Annotated in this window: 19 protein-coding genes; all 19 read right to left on the bottom strand. The window is 31.0% G+C overall.

Translation table 11 applies throughout. From position 1 onward, the window contains the following. A partial coding sequence (locus HMPREF2897_RS05310) for a peptidoglycan recognition protein family protein (protein WP_070592782.1) occupies positions 1-751 on the bottom strand: 751 nt, incomplete at its 3' end. Between the two features lie 52 nt (positions 752-803). Then, entirely contained in the window at positions 804-1,190 is a 387-nt protein-coding gene (locus tag HMPREF2897_RS05305; protein WP_002446772.1) for a phage holin family protein, read from the bottom strand. Between the two features lies 1 nt (position 1,191). Further along, positions 1,192-1,473 (bottom strand): hypothetical protein, encoded by a 282-nt coding sequence (locus HMPREF2897_RS05300; RefSeq protein WP_002484582.1) that lies wholly within the window; start codon positions 1,471-1,473, stop codon positions 1,192-1,194. A gap of 34 nt (positions 1,474-1,507) precedes the next feature. Then, a complete protein-coding gene (locus HMPREF2897_RS05295; RefSeq protein ID WP_002484576.1) occupies positions 1,508-1,918 on the bottom strand; it encodes a hypothetical protein in 411 nt (136 codons plus the stop codon). A gap of 20 nt (positions 1,919-1,938) precedes the next feature. Next, positions 1,939-5,394 (bottom strand): phage tail spike protein, encoded by a 3,456-nt coding sequence (locus tag HMPREF2897_RS12240; RefSeq protein WP_083310228.1) that lies wholly within the window; start codon positions 5,392-5,394, stop codon positions 1,939-1,941. Beyond that, the gene (locus HMPREF2897_RS05285) at positions 5,391-6,161 is read right to left on the bottom strand and encodes a hypothetical protein (RefSeq protein ID WP_002484577.1); all 771 of its coding nucleotides are present in this window, start codon (positions 6,159-6,161) and stop codon (positions 5,391-5,393) included. The genes HMPREF2897_RS12240 and HMPREF2897_RS05285 overlap by 4 nt, the downstream gene beginning before the upstream one ends. A 2-nt stretch (positions 6,162-6,163) precedes the next feature. Next, entirely contained in the window at positions 6,164-10,345 is a 4,182-nt protein-coding gene (locus HMPREF2897_RS05280; protein ID WP_070592781.1) for a phage tail tape measure protein, read from the bottom strand. A gap of 63 nt (positions 10,346-10,408) precedes the next feature. Continuing rightward, positions 10,409-10,621 carry a hypothetical protein gene (locus HMPREF2897_RS05275; protein WP_002446778.1) on the bottom strand — a complete coding sequence of 71 codons (213 nt, stop codon included), beginning with the start codon at positions 10,619-10,621 and terminating at the stop codon, positions 10,409-10,411. 47 nt (positions 10,622-10,668) lie between these two features. Beyond that, a complete protein-coding gene (locus HMPREF2897_RS05270) occupies positions 10,669-11,019 on the bottom strand; it encodes a hypothetical protein (protein WP_070592780.1) in 351 nt (116 codons plus the stop codon). A 23-nt stretch (positions 11,020-11,042) separates the two neighbouring features. Next, on the bottom strand, positions 11,043-11,747 hold the full coding sequence (locus HMPREF2897_RS05265; protein WP_002484613.1) for a hypothetical protein: 705 nt from the start codon (positions 11,745-11,747) through the stop codon (positions 11,043-11,045). Between the two features lie 5 nt (positions 11,748-11,752). Beyond that, positions 11,753-12,190, bottom strand: coding sequence for a hypothetical protein (locus tag HMPREF2897_RS05260; protein ID WP_070592779.1), 438 nt, complete (start codon positions 12,188-12,190; stop codon positions 11,753-11,755). Continuing rightward, positions 12,190-12,528: a hypothetical protein gene (locus HMPREF2897_RS05255; protein WP_002446782.1), complete on the bottom strand. Its 339-nt coding sequence runs from the start codon at positions 12,526-12,528 to the stop codon at positions 12,190-12,192. Before HMPREF2897_RS05255 ends, HMPREF2897_RS05260 begins: the two co-directional genes overlap by 1 nt. Then, positions 12,528-12,857: a phage head closure protein gene (locus tag HMPREF2897_RS05250; RefSeq protein ID WP_002501725.1), complete on the bottom strand. Its 330-nt coding sequence runs from the start codon at positions 12,855-12,857 to the stop codon at positions 12,528-12,530. The genes HMPREF2897_RS05255 and HMPREF2897_RS05250 overlap by 1 nt, the downstream gene beginning before the upstream one ends. Further along, on the bottom strand, positions 12,829-13,137 hold the full coding sequence (locus HMPREF2897_RS05245; protein ID WP_049319096.1) for a phage head-tail connector protein: 309 nt from the start codon (positions 13,135-13,137) through the stop codon (positions 12,829-12,831). Before HMPREF2897_RS05245 ends, HMPREF2897_RS05250 begins: the two co-directional genes overlap by 29 nt. 26 nt (positions 13,138-13,163) lie before the next feature. Then, complete coding sequence (locus HMPREF2897_RS05240; protein WP_002484575.1) at positions 13,164-14,321, bottom strand: phage major capsid protein; 1,158 nt, start codon at positions 14,319-14,321, stop codon at positions 13,164-13,166. Between the two features lie 24 nt (positions 14,322-14,345). Beyond that, complete coding sequence (locus HMPREF2897_RS05235) at positions 14,346-15,092, bottom strand: head maturation protease, ClpP-related (RefSeq protein WP_070592778.1); 747 nt, start codon at positions 15,090-15,092, stop codon at positions 14,346-14,348. Continuing rightward, on the bottom strand, positions 15,092-16,228 hold the full coding sequence (locus HMPREF2897_RS05230; RefSeq protein ID WP_070592777.1) for a phage portal protein: 1,137 nt from the start codon (positions 16,226-16,228) through the stop codon (positions 15,092-15,094). The genes HMPREF2897_RS05235 and HMPREF2897_RS05230 overlap by 1 nt, the downstream gene beginning before the upstream one ends. Before the next feature lie 15 nt (positions 16,229-16,243). Next, positions 16,244-17,878 carry a terminase TerL endonuclease subunit gene (locus HMPREF2897_RS05225; protein ID WP_070592776.1) on the bottom strand — a complete coding sequence of 545 codons (1,635 nt, stop codon included), beginning with the start codon at positions 17,876-17,878 and terminating at the stop codon, positions 16,244-16,246. Further along, positions 17,862-18,200 (bottom strand): terminase, encoded by a 339-nt coding sequence (locus HMPREF2897_RS05220; protein ID WP_070592775.1) that lies wholly within the window; start codon positions 18,198-18,200, stop codon positions 17,862-17,864. The genes HMPREF2897_RS05225 and HMPREF2897_RS05220 overlap by 17 nt, the downstream gene beginning before the upstream one ends. Positions 18,201-18,419 lie beyond the last annotated feature (219 nt).

The following is an 18,419-nucleotide window of genomic DNA, read 5'->3' as shown; positions in this document are numbered from 1 at the left end:
TATCAAAACTACTACCTGCACGTTCACGTAATGACGCATCATATTTAATTGTACCTCTGTAATAAGGCTCTTCAGACCAAACTTTAACACGTGTACAGCCTACTGGTTTCTTCTCAATAATTTCGTCATGTTCTTCAGGTTGATTCACAATTGTTTCTGTATCAACATCATCACCGTCAATATATCTTTGTACTAAATTATCAATAATATCAATTTCATTACGACCATAACCACACGCTTCAAGTGCGTTACCTGGATCACGTTTATCATCTTGTATATCTTGATGACCAGGAGCTTTATTAAAGTGGTCGATATTCCATGATTCGAATAATACTGCAAAGACACGTGCGAAATTATCTAAAGCTTTTAATGATTTTTCTCTATCATCAGGAAAATAACATAATTCTCCACCAAATGCAGCATCATTCGCATCATCTCCAAAATAATAGTTATCTGTTGGTGTATCATAGATTACATGCCACGCTTTCTCATCTAAAGGAATACAAATAATACATTCCTCATCATCAACAAAGAAATGTGCTGAAGCCGTAGAAGCCCAATCTTGTAAGTATGTGTTTTTATAATAATTTACATTTTGTTGAGCTATACTATCTGGATTACCTGTATCATGATACACTGCAAAAATAGGACTACCCGTGTCTAATGGTTGCCCTGTGCGTCTTGTTCCATAAGGTAAAAAATCTGTATATACAGGTACACCGTTCCATTCTCCTAAATATTCTTTTGTCATAATTAATCAACTCCAATAATAAAAAGCCCTATCACTAAGGGCTTTGTAATTTTTAATTTTTAATATTTTTATCGTCTGTAATGCCTAAACGTTTTGTAAGTAATTCGGGTAGTGGTACACCAATTACTGAACAATTTTCTAATATACTCACTGCTTCACCGATGATATAAAAAGCAACTGTACCATTAACCACCATTCCATCAGCTTTAAATACAATATCTGCAAGATTTGCGACAATAACTACCATTAAGATACCTACTTTTTTAGCAAGACCTATATTAGCTACAGAACTTTTAATTGTATGTTCACGAGTTGCTTTAATAACACCACTAATTACATCTAATCCAATTAGAATGATAAGTATATCTATAATTGTCCATGAGCCTGTAAAAAAGAAACTTGAGAAATTATCAATTTGAATGTTATTTACTTGTTCCAATTTATGATACCTCCGAAGGACTATTATTTGTTACTTTAATCACTTTCACTTCTTCTTTAAAAACATCAACATATGCTTGTACTCCAGTTAATTTATATAGTGAATTCAATGTAGTTGCAATTGAAGTTGCACTTTCTTCAGTATCATAAAATGTTGGTTGTTCATCTTCTAAAGCCACTGCATAACCGTAGTTATAAGGATTATACTTTAATTTTTGTTCTCCACTATATTCACTTGTACCTTTCGATGTTCTAACTAAGTAAAATCTTGTTTTGTTTGTCATTTTCAATCACTCCTATTAGATATATAAATGTGAGTTACTCTACATTAAATAACTCACATAATAATTCGTATGTTTCTGCTTTTTCCTTATCTAATTCAACATCTAATTCATATAACGCTTGTTGAATTGAATCATACACATTTGGATATTCATCTAAATTAATTTTAGAAAGTTCATTAATTAAAATGGTATCTTCCCTTTCAAACTCTATACGATTTTCCACATTATCAAATTCAACCATATTATCATTTATGATTGGATTACCGTTTTCATCTTTTTTTGCATATTGTTGAATAATTTCATTAGATGCGTCAGACAAGTCTTTTATCTTTTCATCAATTAACTTAACTAATTTAGTACGATGTCTTGATAATTTTGGTTTTAGTTTTAAATCATATAAAAAAGACTTAGCTTGTACTAAGTCTGAATTCCTAATTTCTAACATATTTAATTGTCCTCCTATTTTTAAACTCTCCATGAGTCACCACGTAAGATATCACCAAAAGAGTACCAATATTTACCGTATTGTACTCTTACATCATAATTACTAAATTGAATTCCATATTTCTCATTCCAACTTAATATTCCTGTATAGCCATCAGTATAATTAACGATTTTAATTCTATCGTTTAATCCACTCGTCCATACAGTATTAAATCTATAACCATCTTGACCTAATTCATATTTGTATTCTCTTGTATTATTACCATAAAATGCTCTTACTCTACTTCCACCTTTACGATAATTTTCTAATGTCCAACCACCTGTGTTTACATCTCCACCGTGACTATTGAAATATACTTCATCGGTAATAACGCCTACTTCTGAAAGTCCATCATGTGTTGCTTTAGCAGTATGACACTTAATGCCTGAGAAACTACCTGTATTGGAATCATCATCTAAGTTTCCACTCGTACCTATTGCAATTGAAGGATATTGTGTACCTGTTGTCCTACTAAAAGTTAGAAAAGCACATGTCCCATTATTACTTTGATAAATAGAATTATTAGTCGTATGGAAAATGATTCTTGAATGTCCGTAATAATTTGTTTCTGCACCGTCAAAATAATCTAAACTATTAGCGTTTAAATTCCAACGCATACTACCACTTGTTGAACGTAATACACCACTAGTAATTCTTGATGCATCAATATCAATTGCTTTAATTGCATTAATGAATGCACTTTTTGCAGTGAGTGTATTAACAAAAGATTCATTATTGATTAACTTATTCACTAAACCATAATCAACATTAATAGCGTTTGAAGTAATACTATTAGCAGTTATTAATCTAGTACGTAAATTGGAAATATTACCATAAACTGATTCTAAGGCTTTAGATTTCATCTTCTCAGTTAATGTATAGTTTGATGTTAAGTTATTAACCAGTAAATTATTTGTCATTAATTTATCGATTAATGCACGATCAACATTAACCATGTTTGCATTAACACTATCTGCAGTTAAAATGTTACTTCTTAAGTAGTTAATATCCCCTCTAACTGCCTCAATTGCTTTTGATGAAATACTGTCTGCGACAACATTAATTTGTTTTTCTAGATCATCTACATTAGGTGACCAATCACTTGCTACAGTACCTTTTTCCAGTTGTGGTTTAGCAATATAAACTAATTTACTAGGCCATGTAGATGTAAAATAAATACGTAAATTAGTCTGATTTCCAGTATTGAATTTAAATGTTAATCTTTGCTTATCTTTAACTTCTTTTATCGTTTCATTTTTAAAAAGAAATTGTCTAGGTTTGAATGAATAACCATTTTCATTAACGATTTCAATTGGAGTATAAGCTCCACCTACTTCAAATTTAGGGATAACGTCATAACTTAATACATAGTCGGTATTAGGCTCTAATTTTACAAATTGGTTTGTTTCCCAAAAGAAATAACCTTTACTATCTTCATGTTCTAATGCATATAACTGATCATTAATAACTTTTCCAAATTCCACTATCTTATTATGATTAAATGGTGTAGTGTAGTTTGAAGTACCTTTTAATAAATTTACTGCACCAATCTTCATATTATCTACTTTCCTATTAATCTGATTGATTTGTTCAAGTGTAGCACTATTACTAAAGTTAGTTGCTTGTAGAACTTCACTTTTAGCCCTTTCTATACTCTGATTAAATTCATTCGTAACATCATTAGCCTTTGTATCTATATATAACTTTGATTCATTTTGCTTACTATATAATTCAGTTAGCTTTGATTGAACAACTTCTTTATCACTAGTATATGATGCTTGATTTATATTAATTTGATTTTGAGCATTTTGAAGTGATGTTCTAAATTCATTTTGAACGTTATTAAATTCATCAGTGAATTTATTATCAAGTACATTAATGCTGGCTTGTGATGTCTGATTAGATTCATTTATCTTATCTCTAATTAATCCAGTTTCTTGTTCAAAATGATTGTTAAAGTTTTCTCTTTCAGTATTTAATCTAAAATCAAGATACTGTTCTAGTTGACTTTGATAATCCCTTATAACCTTTTCAGTATTAGAATTTGATATACTGCTATTCTGACTTGTATAACTGCTTGTTTTAGAGCCGAAAGTAACTTCTAGATACTTTTTATCCATAGGACTATACTTCGTCGCTATGACACGATTACGCACATCTATATCTTGTTCAATATGTCTTACGATTACAGTATCTCCTAAATGCACCTCCTCATTCTGCAAAACCTCTAAACCAATCTTTGTAGACACATTAGGTTTATCTATGTTTTGTACACTAAAATAGTTTTCTGCAAATGTTGTTAATTCTTCAACTGTCTTAATATCGTTATTTTCTATAGACATTTCATATACTTCAGGATATTCATTGATTAATGGACTATCAACAGTAACAGATAAGGTTATTTCTTCATTTAGTAATTCTGTTTCTTCTTTATGTTTCGCTTTCAATTTAGCAATTTCTGCTTTTTGTTTTTCAGCATGTTCTTTTGCTAGTTGTCTTTGTATATCTGTTTTTTGTTGTTGTGCTTTATACTTTTCTCTAATTTCATTTTCTATTTCTTCAGATGACTTAAATACTGTAACTTGCATTGTTTTATGACTTCTTTTTTTCTGTTCTTTATAACGTATCTTTTTTAATTCTTCACGTCTTATTGCTTCTTTAATTTCTTTCTCAATTCGGTTTTGACGCTTTTCATCTGCTAATCGTTTATTAAATTCAGCTTGTTTTGTTTTTAAAGCTTCAACTTCTTCTTTTTGTTTTTTCTTTAATTTCTCTTTATCATATTCAGGTTTGAATTTTGAGGTTGCTATAATACGTGTAATAACTTCATCGTAATTATCTTCTTGACCAAATGAGGTTATGTTTTTATTAGTCGTATACAGAAACTGTGTATCTCTACCTATACGCCCTAATGAAATACCATTCAAGTAAAAGTCTAAATCTAAATCAGATTGATTGGCCATTTCAACTAACACATTTAATGCATATCTAGGTTTTAAGTCATCTTGTTTGTTAGAGTAGTAAGTCACACGTTTGTCAGTTGTATCACTCCAATACTCAATAGATAAATTTGGTGGTTCATTGAATTTTTGTGACCACATCTTTAAAGCGTCTACTGGTAATAAATCATTAACAAAAAAAGGATTAACGTACTTCTTAGCTAAATCAAAAATTATTTGATACGCCGTAAATTGTACATAATCCTCTTCTTTATCTATATATCTAACTCTAAATATGTTATAACCAATCTCTCTAAAATGTTCAGTCGCTTTTAACATGCTATCTTTTTCTACTAACTTGTGTTGGTCACTTTTATTTACTGGTAATTTAAATATTAATTTATAAATACCGTTTAAATCACGTTCGATAACATCATCATAGGCTTGTGATAAAGGTAAACCATTATAGTAAAAATTTGTTTCTTGTAAATAAATCAAGTTAAGTCACCCCACCTACAATTAATTGTTATTTTGCTTATATTATCAGTTGCACTAATACCGTGTTCACCTGGTGGGATTTTAAAAAATTCACCAATCATACACTCATTTCTTAATCCATTTTTATCACTGACATTTTGTTGACCTGGAAAGCATTCTATAGCTAAATAGTTATCTGGTGCTACAATATGAATTGTTTGTTCACCTATAGTAACTAAACTGTCATTGTGATTGAGTGTTTCAATTTCTAATTGAGGGTACATGTGTATGCCACTTGTATTTGTAATTGTTCTCACTTTAGGAAATACAACCGTTAATTGTTCATTGTCTAAACTACCGTCTGAATAGCTAAATGGTTGGCACGTAAATGTAACATCAAATTCATAACCGTCAAATTCATCAACATAAGCATTTCCAACAATCACTTTTAAAACATTATAATATCGACCTGGATTGTCATACGGTTTTAAATAATTCGTATGATGATTTGATAGTGAGAAACCATTATCGTTAATATTACTATTTAACCATTTGAATAAAGGTGCCATCTCTTGTAAAGTAGCTCCCTGTACATAAAATTTATATTTCTTTTCAATCGTTGAATAATTGTCACTAGATTTAATTAAAGCTCCGTGCATTTGGTCAGTTGTTATGATTTTAGTTTTACGTTGTGGGATATTAATCCCGTCATTCACTTCTACATATACTTTAAATGAAAAATCACTTGTTTTAACACCGTTATATTCTAATGCATTAAATTGTATCAAAATTATGCACCTCCAATCATCTGTTGTTCGGAAAGCGAACGTCTTAAGTGTTGATCCATTTTCCTAATTAATCTATCTTCGTCTGCTTCTTCCTTAATCACAGTATCATTAAGATTAATATTAACTACTACACCATTACCTGCATTGTTTCCATTTGTATAATCTTGTAACACACCTTCTATTCCTCTCATTTTCTCTCTACTATTTAAAGGTGTGATAGTAACATTACCTCTATTTACACTAAAAATCTCTGGTCCTGCTTCGCCTACAATACCAGTATAAGTACCAGGCACTGAATGAGATTGAATGTTTCCACCTTCTGCGTAAGCGTCAATGTGTCCACCTTCAGCATGCTCATTACTAAAGAAATTACGTACAACATTAATTGTAGACTGTACAAATCGAGGAATTGAATTTAAAGCGTCAATTGCACTATAGGCTTGTCTTTCTGCGTTTGAACTTACATTAATTCGTTTTGTTGGTATACCTGTATAGTTATATCTTTGAACAGCGTTTCTTGCACTATCTGTAAATGAACTTGCATTACCATTTGCCGATAAATTTTTAGTTGGAATACCTGTACCATTGAATAAGTTTAATTTACCCTGAGCAGTATCAGTGAACTTACTTGCATTTCCTGTTGCTAAAAGGTTTTTAGTTGGTGTTTTCGTATTGTTAAAGTTGTCTAACTTTCCTTTTGCTTCATCAGCCTTAGTCGATGCATTTCCACGTGCTTTTAATTCTTTAACTTCCATTTTCAAATCATTTATTTGATTAAGCGCTGATTTTACTTTTTTAGTTAAAGCAGTAATTTCATCTTTCCCTTTTAAAATTTTCTTTTCAGCTTTAGCATTGTTATATTCCAAAACTTTAATTTTGGCCTTAAACGCCTTTTCTGAAGCTTCATCTTTCGCTTTTAATTTTTTTATATCTGCTTTAACTTCTTTGTATTTCTTCATTGCATTTTCGGCTTTTTTAGTAGCTTTAGAAACTTCATCTTTTGCTTTTAACTTTTTAATTTCTACTTTTAAATCATCAATTTCCTTTAATGATGATTTTACTTTTTTAGTTAAATCAGAAATCTCATCTTTCGCTTTTAATTCTTTTTCATCAGCTTTCTTTTTATTATGATCGTCTAATGATTTATCGGCTTTCTTTACTTCCTTTGTAGTTTTATCTTTAGCTTTTATCTCTTTCTCTTTTGGTTTTTTAGCATTATGATCATCAATTGCCTTATCAGCCTTTTTCACTTCTTTAGAAGTTTTGTCTTTAGCTTTTATTTCTTTCTCTTTTAGCTTTTTATTGTCATAATCTTCCAATGCTTTTTTTAATTTCTTAATAGCATCTTCAGTTGTTTTAGCTTTTGCAATATCCTTTGCAGTTGAATCGTCAATAATTCCTGATTGTTTTAAGGCAGCTAATCCACTTTCAGTCACCATTTCTCTTAAGTTTTGACTGAAGAATTTTTGTGCTTCGGTATTCTTACTTATAGATTGCCCAGTTTTTTCAGATAATTCCATATATGCCTGTGTAATGTCAGCAATTTCTTTAGTATTTAATTCTCTGTTTTCTCGTGCAGCAGCTGAAAGAATATCTTTAATTTTATTTTGATTACTCTTAATCGAATTCACACGTTTATCATATTCTTCAGTTATGGATTGTGTTTCTTTTTGGTACTGTTCTTTAGTAATAACTCCTAATTCTTGTTTCTCTTTAAGTTCATTTAATTGTGCTTCTTTTTCTTTGTTGATACTTTCAACTACTTGTTCAGTAACTGATTGTACTGCTTTAATTGTAGCTAATGCCATATCACTATTAATTTTCTTATGTTTGCCAATCACATCGCCAATATTTTTAAAAGTCGAACCTATGATTGTACCGTAATTTTTATATCTATTTTCTGCATCAGAAATTTCTTTTTGACTTAAACCTAGATCTTTTAATTTTTCTTTTAAACCTTCAATATGTTTAGTTGTTTCTATAGTAATACCAAAAGAAAAGTATTTCGTCTTTTCAATACGTTTTTCATAACCATCCCAACCAGTTTTTAATGTTTCTTGAACGTCTGTGTTTTGCTTTTTAAGACGTTCAGTCATCTTTTTATAAGTTTCACCCGTTTTTTTAGTAGCATCTTGAATTTTAGTTTGTGAACCTGCAGCGTCTGATGCTCCATTCGTAACAGTGTCAAACCATTCTTGATATTTTCCTTTAGTTTGATCTACGGCAGCTTTATGATTGTTGTCATCTTCATGCATATTTTGATATACCAAATATCCCACGCCTGCTGAAGCTGCAACTATAGCACCAAAACCTAATACATAAGGATTACTTAATAACGGTGCGAAACCTCCAACTTTTTGAGCCATAGAACCGAATTTACTTACTCCACCTGCTGCTTTTTCAGCACCACCTACAACTTTACCAGCTCCACTTGTAATTTTTCCAAAACCCCGTGCGAGTGTTCCTATACCTTTAACAGTTCCACCTATACTTCTAACAATACTTCCTAATCCTAAAGACAGTGGACCTATAGCTCCTGCAAATGCTGCAATTTTTAATATAGCTCCTTGTGTATCTTTATCTAATTGGCCAAACTTATTTGCTAAATCTGTAGCCTTATCAATTAAAGGAATAATAGCAGGCACGACTTGTTGTCCTAATGTTTCTGCTAAAACTTTAAATGATTCTTTCATTTTAGCTACATTTCTAGATGCTGATTCACCCATTTTTTTAGATAAATCATCTTGGTATTTAGAAGCGTCTTTTGTACTTTTAGATAAGTCTTTAATTGACTTTGAACCAGCTTGAATAAGTGGGTTAATACCTTTCATAGCTTGAGTGTTAAATATCGTATTTAATGCAGCGTTTTTCTGTTCGTCACTCATTCCACTAGTAGCCTTTTCTATATCTTCTAAAATGTCTGGGAATGAACGCATCTTACCGTTTGCATCAAATGCTGCAACACCTAAATCTCGTAGTCCTCTAGCTTGTTCTTTTGTTGGTGTAGCTAGGTTCTGTAAAGCGTTCATTAAATACGTACCTGCTTCTCCACCTTCAATACCTCTATTTGATAAGATACCTAATGTTGAAGCCATATCCTCTAATGATTGGTTGTTATTTGCTGCCATCGGTCCAACATTTTGCATAGCTTCTCCTAAATCTGCAAAGCCTGCCGATGTTTTATTAGCAGTATAAGTTAATACAGATGTCACTCGGTCTGTATTTTTTATCATTTGATTAGTATCATCAACTTTTAAACCAAACTGTTCAAGTACACTAGATGAAACACTCATAACTGAATTAAAGTCGTCTCCTGATGCAACAGTAGCTTTTAATATGCTAGGCATTGCTCCAGTAACTTGATTAAAAGTAAAACCTTTTTTGATTAACTCATTCATACCATTTCTAATAGATTCGCCAGCCACACCATACTGTTTTGCCATATCTTGAGACGTTTTACCTAATTCGCTCACTTGTTCTTTTAATTTTCCTGCTGATACACTACCGTCATCAAGTTGCACTTTCATTTGATTCATCTGATCGTCAAATTTTACATAAGCTCTAGCAGCATATCCTAAACCTGCAACAATTGGTGTAGTAACTCTAGTTGTCATTGTTCTACCAAAATTTACTGCTTTGGTGCCAGTATTATCAATGTTAGTACCTATTGATTTCATCTTTTCTGAAACATCTGTAAAACGTCCACCTGCATTACGATACTCATTCGCCATCTGATTCGCTGCACTTTTAGCTTTTAACATCTGTGTTTCAGTTTTCGCTATAGTTGCATTAAGTCGTGATAATTCTGCATTATTAAGCGATTCTTTTGAACGTAACTCTGCTAATGCATTTGATAATTGTGATGTATTACCTTTCGCACCTTTTAATTGACTTTCTAACTTATTAATTTCACTCGCATAAATTCTTGATGAATTTGCCAATTGGTTTTGCTTAGTATTTAAAACATCTAACTTCGCTTGTGCAAGCTTTGCAGTATTACCTAAATCTTTAATAGCTAAACCATATCTTTTTGAAGCACTTGCATTTTGACCTAGTGCTGCAATATTACGTTTAGATTCTGCAGCCATTTGTTGAAGTGCTGCAGTTGCACTTTTCAAATCGGCTTTATATTGCGCTGAACCCTCTGCAGTAAGTTTAATTCCTGCTCTTTTTAATTCTGCCAACTTATTGCCTCCTTTCGAAATAAGTATAAATAAAAAGGGCTATAAAAATTCTATAGCTCTTCACTATAAAAATTCTACAGCCCTCACTTCTTGATAATCTGATTCAGTTCGATTGTCTTTAATTTTATCAATATCCTGTGCAAATTCTTCAATAGATTTATCAGATAAGAATTCTCTACCTAACAATTTATTTTTAAAAGATTGTTCGTTGTATTGGTCAATCAACATGTAAATTGTAGATAAGTCATAATCATATAAAAACGTTTCTCTTGTCATATTAAAGTATGTAATTGCACAATAAAAAAGAAAGTCCCAATTATGCTTTATTTCGACTTTCCCTCTTTATCCTTTTCGCTTTTATTACTCTCACTATCGCTTACATCTTCTAATAGTGTTTCTGTAAATTTAGCAACAAATTTATCTATGCTCACTTCATCAACATGTTCTGTAAGTTCTTGTAAAGTAACTTCTAATCCGTTTGCTTTCAAAATACTTGTAGCTATTTTTGCATTTGTTAATGCATTTTCACTTTGATATAAATCAGTTAGATTACCCTGTTTAATCCCGTAATCTTCTTCTAAATGTAGCCATAGTGCAGTATTCACTTTATAAGTACGAGTTTCACCCGTTATGTCTGAAACAAAAGATTTTAATTTAGTTTTGAAAATAGTCATAGTATATTCACTCCTTTATTTTATTAGCTAGATAAACGAGAGTTATCGGTTGTTCTTGATGTTTCTGAATTCGATTCACTTGTTACAGTTTCCACTGTTTGACCTGATTTATTTAATGTAGTCAAAACAGTTTTATTGTAGAAACCTGTTTCTAACAGTTTGCGTTCATCTAATGTTTTATTTTTACGTAAGTCTGCCTTGTAATAAATGTTTGATTCTTCTTCTTTACCAGTTGCTAAAGGCATAGCAATAATATCGAATTGTTGCATTTGTTCTTTTTTATCTTCACCCTGTGATTCAACGTTTAAGTCTGTTGGTTGTATTTGACATTTAGGGAAGTTAATAATAATCTTTTCGCCATTTTCATCAATGATAGGGAATGCAAATCTAAAATATTTTTTAGTTCCTTTTCCACCCATACCATATACGCCATCAGCTAATTTCGTAGCACCCGAAACTTCTTCCTCAAAACCATCTGGAAGATAACCAGCATCTAATGTAATAGTTGCTTTTGATGCCTTACCTAACACACTATGTAATGTACTAGATAAGTATATATCTTTTGATTTATACTCAAGTTTCGTTTTTAATTTATCCAATGACGGTACTTCAAATACTTTCTCATCATAAACAGGTGCAGTTGTTGGTGTCTCTTCCGTTTTCATAACTTGGAAAAATCCATTACCAATACCTGTTAACAATGCTTTCTTTTCAAAAGTTGTTGCCATAAATATCAATCTCCTTCTATATACTTTTTAATATTATTTTGAAATTTGTCTTTACCTCTATCAAAAGCAGGTCTTAAATGTGGTTTAGGTGGTACGTATACTGTGCCTGTCTTATACCTACGCTTTCGTTTACCTTTACTTGATCGTGAAGTATGTCTTTTACCTTTTTTACGCCCAGTAGCATGAAAGCCAAACTCATGAAAAAATAAATGAAAATTAGGTCGATTTGACCAACCAATCTCAACACCATTTGAAACTCTTTCAATATCAATACCACTGACACCTTTACCAGTTTTATACAAGCCTAATCCACGTGCGATATTTCGTGCATCGTCACGCATTTTGATACCTTCTTGATACACCTTCTCATTTAAATTATTAGCTCGTGATGAATATCGTTCTAAATCTTGTATAGCTTCATCAAAACCAAATACGTCACTCATCAAATAGATACCTCAATGATGTAATGAAAAATTGTATCATCTACTTCATCGTCGGTTTCAATGATTTCTATCCATTCAGTTGTATTTAAATTGGCTTTTTCTAATGCGTCTGAAATTGAATTAAGTATTAAGTCATCTTCAACGTCTCTAGGTGTCTTATCAAAATAACTTATTTGATACCGTATGTGTTTTAAATGCTTTCTATCCGATAAACGTATCGCTCTATGACTAACTACATTAGTAATGATTTTTGGTAATTCCATTTGATAAGAAAATCCGTGCGCCATATCTATATTTAAAGGTTGCAATGCTTCAAAAATTTTACTTTTAACGCTCATTATATATGCACCTCATATAAACTTAATTCAATTTCATTTTTACTGTAATTTTCATAAATACGTGAAATACCATATTCCCTACCATCAATTTCAACTTTCATACTAGGTTCCAAATATTTCATTCTAGGTATCGCAACTCTCATTACTACCATAGTATCGACTTGCATTGATCTATATTGTTCTTCAGAAGTAATACCTAACTTTCTATACCATGACTTAAAAACCATGTATGAAAAAGTACCAATGACTGTATGATATTTATCATACTTTGCTCTTTTTTCTCTAAACTCTAATATTCCGTCATTGTACGTTTGATTCATTTTTTTCATCTTGTTCACTTCTTTCAAAAAACAATTGCATCTGCAAGTCTGTGATTTCACGTGAGAAATTCGTTTCAAAATGTTCTAATACGTCATTATATGCATAACGTACACGCTCAAACACTAATTCTCTAGCTTGTGCATTTTCTTGAATATTAAAGTCACCACATGTATTTTGTAATTTAACAATAGATGCTTCAATCATTTCTTCTAAATTTCTATCACTTTCAGAATTGACAATATGCAAACGACTTTTTAATTTTTCTAAAACATCAATTGGAATATACATTACATGAAATCACCTACCTTAATTTTTTATGATGATGTGTTTTTTCTACCAGTTGTTTTTGGAGTTGCAATATTTAAGTCGTAAACTAACGCTGCTTTGTTGTCTAATGGTAAACCATTCGCATATTGTTTAATGATATATAAACGTGCATCTTCCATTGCTAATGCTTCATCATAAGCTTGTAAACTTGCTTTGCCTCCTGCTCCAGCAACATATTGACCTTTTACAAAGAATAACGCCTTACCTTCTGTCATTACTTCCGATTCAACAATTTCAATGTTTCCAGGAATTACTGTCACATACGTTCCATTCGCAGTTAATACTGTTGATGTCGCACTTACTGAAGCTACATCTGATGGATTAAGTACAAGCGTAACTTTTCCATCTACTTTTCTAGATACTCCTTTAGCATTTTTAGATAATGCTTTTTTAACTTCCTTAATTTCATTAACTACTGTTGCACCAGGTTCAAAAGTTAATGTTCCAGATGAAGTTTTGTCTGATACTCCACCATTATCAGCTACATCTTTTGTTAATCCGATTGGTTGATGTTGTGTAGACCCTCCACCATTTAAGAAGCCAGTTTCTAAACCTGTAGCCATAACTTCACCTAATAATTTTTCCATGTAGTCGGCAATATACTTTGGCCCTAAATCAAGCATATCTTTTGGAATAGCACCAAATGCAGTTAATTTAAGAATGTCAAAACGTTTTTTACTAAACGCAGCATTGACTTGTCCTTTAATATCTCCAAATAAGTCACCCCATACTGCAGCACCACTTGGATCAACAGTAATAATTTCAGTTACTGCTCCCATATTTGTTACACCAATAGCATTTAATAATGGGTGTTCTTTAACTAAGTTTTCAAATACTTTATCGATAAACGTCACTGGTAATACTTTTTCTTCTTTAAACAATCCGTCTTGTGCTACTTGGTTAAAATAACGCACTTCTTCAGAAGTTAACGTTGACTGTCCACGTGATACGAGTACAGCATTGTCTGCAATTTGAGTATTAACATCGTTTTGAATTGTAGTTACTACATCATCAGATAATGCTTGTACATAGTCTGAAACAATTTCCTCTCTCTTTTCCTCACTTAATTCACTATTCGTTAATGATGCTACAAATGCTTTTTTTGCATTTACAAATTTTTCCGATTTATTAAACTTAATTGTCATATTAAATCCTCCAATATTTTAGTATTAAAAAAGAAGTGATTTAAGACGATTATCATTAACTGATTTGTCTTTCACTTCTTGATTTTTATCATTTTGATTTTGTAATTCTGAAATTTGATTTTTTATTTCTTTAATCTCATTTTCAACATTTATCTTTTGAGACATAGAATAATTGCTATTTAAATTACTTGTAATTTCTTTTTCTTCTTTGGTTTGCGTTTCATAAGAATCTGCAAAACCTTTTTTAACCGCTTCAGATGCCGTAAACCATGTTTCATTGTTCAACATCTCCTTAATTTCATCAGTACTCAAACCAGTTTTTTCTTTGTATACATCAATGATAGAAGTATCAATCTTAGCTAAATACTCATGGACTTTTAACATTTCGTCTTTATTACCATATGTTATAGTTGAAGCGTTATGAATCATCATTGTAGAGCCCGTTCTCATGATAACTTCATCTGCACCCATTGCAATAATAGATGCTGCACTTGCAGCTAATGCAGTTACTTCGACAATTACATGTGCGTCTAAATCTTTTAGATAGTTATAAATTTCTAAACCATCGAATGCATTTCCACCTGGTGAGTTTAATTTAATTCTTATCGTCTTAGCTTCAACGTTTTCTAACGCTTTTCTCACGTCAGTTGCACTCGTACCTTCGTAAAAATAGCCACCTTCACCAATTGCTCCAGAAATAACCAATACATGTTCATCTGATGTTTCTGACTTCATACTTGAGAAAGTATGTTCAATTTTGTTTAGCTTCATTAGTTAACACCCTCTTTCAACTGTTTTAAAGTTTGATAGTTTTTAGTAACTAAATGTTCATTCATTAATGGATCTTTACTTTCTTCAAAACCTAATTCTCTTCTGATTTCATTTCCAACAAATACACCACTAGCAATAAGCTTGTCTATTTGATTAGCAATTTCAAATATATTATCAAAGTTAATAGGTAAAGTATTAGCTATAATTTTTGAATCATTTAAATACTCTTCTTTATCAAACAATTTTGCATTTAGTTCAGTTACTATGAGATTTAATAATGGCTTAATTGTCATTCTAATAAATCGCTTTGTATTTTGTTCTACTTCAGCAATATCTCCCGTAAGTAACTGAATAGGAATACCAAATTTAGTAGCACAATGATTAAGGAATTGTTTACCTACTTTTTCTACATCATCAACACTATTCGCAGCTTGTGATAAAGTTTGTTCTTTGTATTGTAAACCTTCTTGTTCAGGTACAATCGCAAAAGACTTATTTTTAAAGTTGTCATAAATACTTTCAATAAATTTATTTACCTTTTCCATTTTCTTTTTATCACTAGCCCACTTACTATCAATTTTTACTATTGAACGTACTTGAGATTTACGCATTTGAAACTCTACCAGTCGAGCAAACAAATCTCCATAATCACCGTATAAATCATTTAAAATCATTTCTGCATTTTCATTATTATATTTAATATAAATGACTTCATCAGATTTAAATGTTCTTGCATATTCAAAGTTACCAATTCTCACATGCTCATAAATATTTGAAACATGAGCATACTCATTCACATTAAAATCATCAGCTATTAACAAATCTTCAGTGTCATTTTGAATAATAAGTAATTCGTTATCATATATAAGTTTATAGACTGCCTTTTGCCAAAATTGAGTGGCCAATTCATTCACGTTAGGTTTTACATTCAATTTGTAATACATTGAGTTTTTAGTGTATTTATTCTTATCCTTAACTTTGAATTCGACTTGACTAATTGTCTTTGATATAAGCTCTATACAACTATTAATGGCTAACCTTTTCATATGTGCTTTATTACTGACAGACGCAATTGAAAAACCTAGTTCTTCAGCAGTTTTACGATTTGATTTAAATAAGTCATATAACAATCCCATTGTATTACCTCCTTTCTAAAAATGAAGTTCGTCTAAAAAGAAATCAACATCATCTGTTAATACTTCAGAAGCTTTATACAAAGCATGTATCATAGCTTGAAAACCGTCTGTTTTACGTCTATGTTCATCTTTTTTTAGATATTGAACATTACCGTCTTTCGTTACATTTTTATAAACATTAAATGTATACCAATTCATTAAAGGATTTTTCCCCCAAAACAAATTATTGTTAGCAAATAACGATTCAACTCTTGGTGCTAGTAATCCATGTATTGCTGAGGGTTTTCTGATTGAATGTACATTAAAACCTTCTGCTTCTAACAGTGGTCTAATAATGTCTAACTTGTACATATCAGCAACTATAATTTCAATGTTGTACATTTCTCTCATCTCGACAAACCAGTTCACTACATGTCTTGGGTCAATAGTAGGTTCATCAACAATTGTTAATAATCCTTTATTTGCCCACTCGTTAATTGGGGGTTTTAACTTTGCTTTTTCCAAATATTCTTTTCTAGCGAATGAATGTGTTTTCCAATAGTAATTATCGCCTTCCCGAAAAAGTAAACCAACAGCAGTAAAGTCACGAACAGAACCGAAATCTAAACCTCCTACACACGTTTTATGTAGGAGGTCAGGAATTTCTTTATTTGTTTTATATACTTCATCTGCAGTTGCTACTGATTCAGTTAAGTCTGTTTCAGGTAAATTCATTCTTTTGGCCATGAATTCAGCACGGTATTTTAGATTATTGTCTAGCTTTTGATGTTCTTTAATTACACGCTTATATAAATTTTTAGCGTATGGTGTCATCGGTTTAGAAAATTGAGGGTTTGCTTTTTCCCATGAATAAGGATCGTCTGCTTCTTTAACATCATCTATCTTACATAAGAAACAAAACATATGATCGTCTAACACTTCGCCTTTTAAAATCTTATTTGCTCTATCTAACATATCATCAATCACACCACCACGAACATGTCCGTTTGAACCAATAAAAATTTCTCGTGGATTGTCTTTCTTACCTAATCCTGAACCAAAAACATTAATAATGTCATAACTTTCCATTCTATGAATTTCATCATAAATAACCATACCGTCTTTCAAACCATCTTTGCTACTAGGTGCTGAAGTATGATATTGCAACTTACTATTGGTCGCTTTTCCTGTAATTTCTTTTAAGTTTCTTTTGAAATAGTCATCTAAATTATTACGTTCTATGCAGTTATATATCTCCATAAATGATGTTTTAGCTTGTTTTTCAGTATTAGCTACAATAGAAATATCATATTCATCAACTGGGTTATAATCACTTAAGAAAAAATGAGACCAAACAGATACAAGTCCATTTTTACCTACCCCACGACCACCCATAATAAAAAATTGATCATAAAAAATATCGTTATCTTCTTTATAATATAGAAATAAGAAAGCACTTAAGAATTTTTGAAAATCATCTAATTCAAAGTAAAATTCTTTAGCAAAATTAATAAGATTTTCAATTTGTTCATCATTAAAATATAAATCATTTCTTGGAAAAATAAAGTCTTCCAAATAGTCTAAAAGTCGTTTACGCTCCTCATTAAAAAGTATCTTCCCTTGTTTGTATTGATTGATATAATCAGTAACGTACTTATTTACTACTAGCAACTCTATCCCTCAAAGATAACGTTTTAGGTTTGTGGTTACTAGATTCCTTTTTAACTTTTGAGCGTTTGAAAATTGCATCTTCCAACATTAAGAGTTCTTTATTTATCTTAATAACATCGGACATACTCGGATGAGTTTTTATGTAATGCTGCGATGAATTATTTACATTGATTGTTATACCTTCTTTATTAATTGCAGTAATCAGTTGTCTGTATTTCTTAACAAGTGCAATGTATCTCTCAATCTTCTCAATTACCAAAAAATCGGTATCATCAACTCTAGCTAACATACTCTCACGAATTTTTTTAGTAGAAACCGGCATTTTGGCACCTCCTTAAAATTGTAAAATTACTCTTGCATTCGATAAAAACGACCCCGCACCCGCTCAAGAGAAAAAATAAAATCTTAAATCACTCACTCCGGGGGGTATTGGGACAGTCTTAATTTTAGTTATAAAAATAAAATTAATTTAAATTTTATGTATAAATAAAACTACTAAAGTGTATGTGTCTATCACTTAACTAAAAACGAAAAAAATGAA

It is taken from the genome of Staphylococcus sp. HMSC065D05 (genome assembly GCF_001813195.1).
GTDB lineage: Bacteria > Bacillota > Bacilli > Staphylococcales > Staphylococcaceae > Staphylococcus > Staphylococcus epidermidis.
This window is presented reverse-complemented; position numbering and strand designations above follow the sequence as displayed.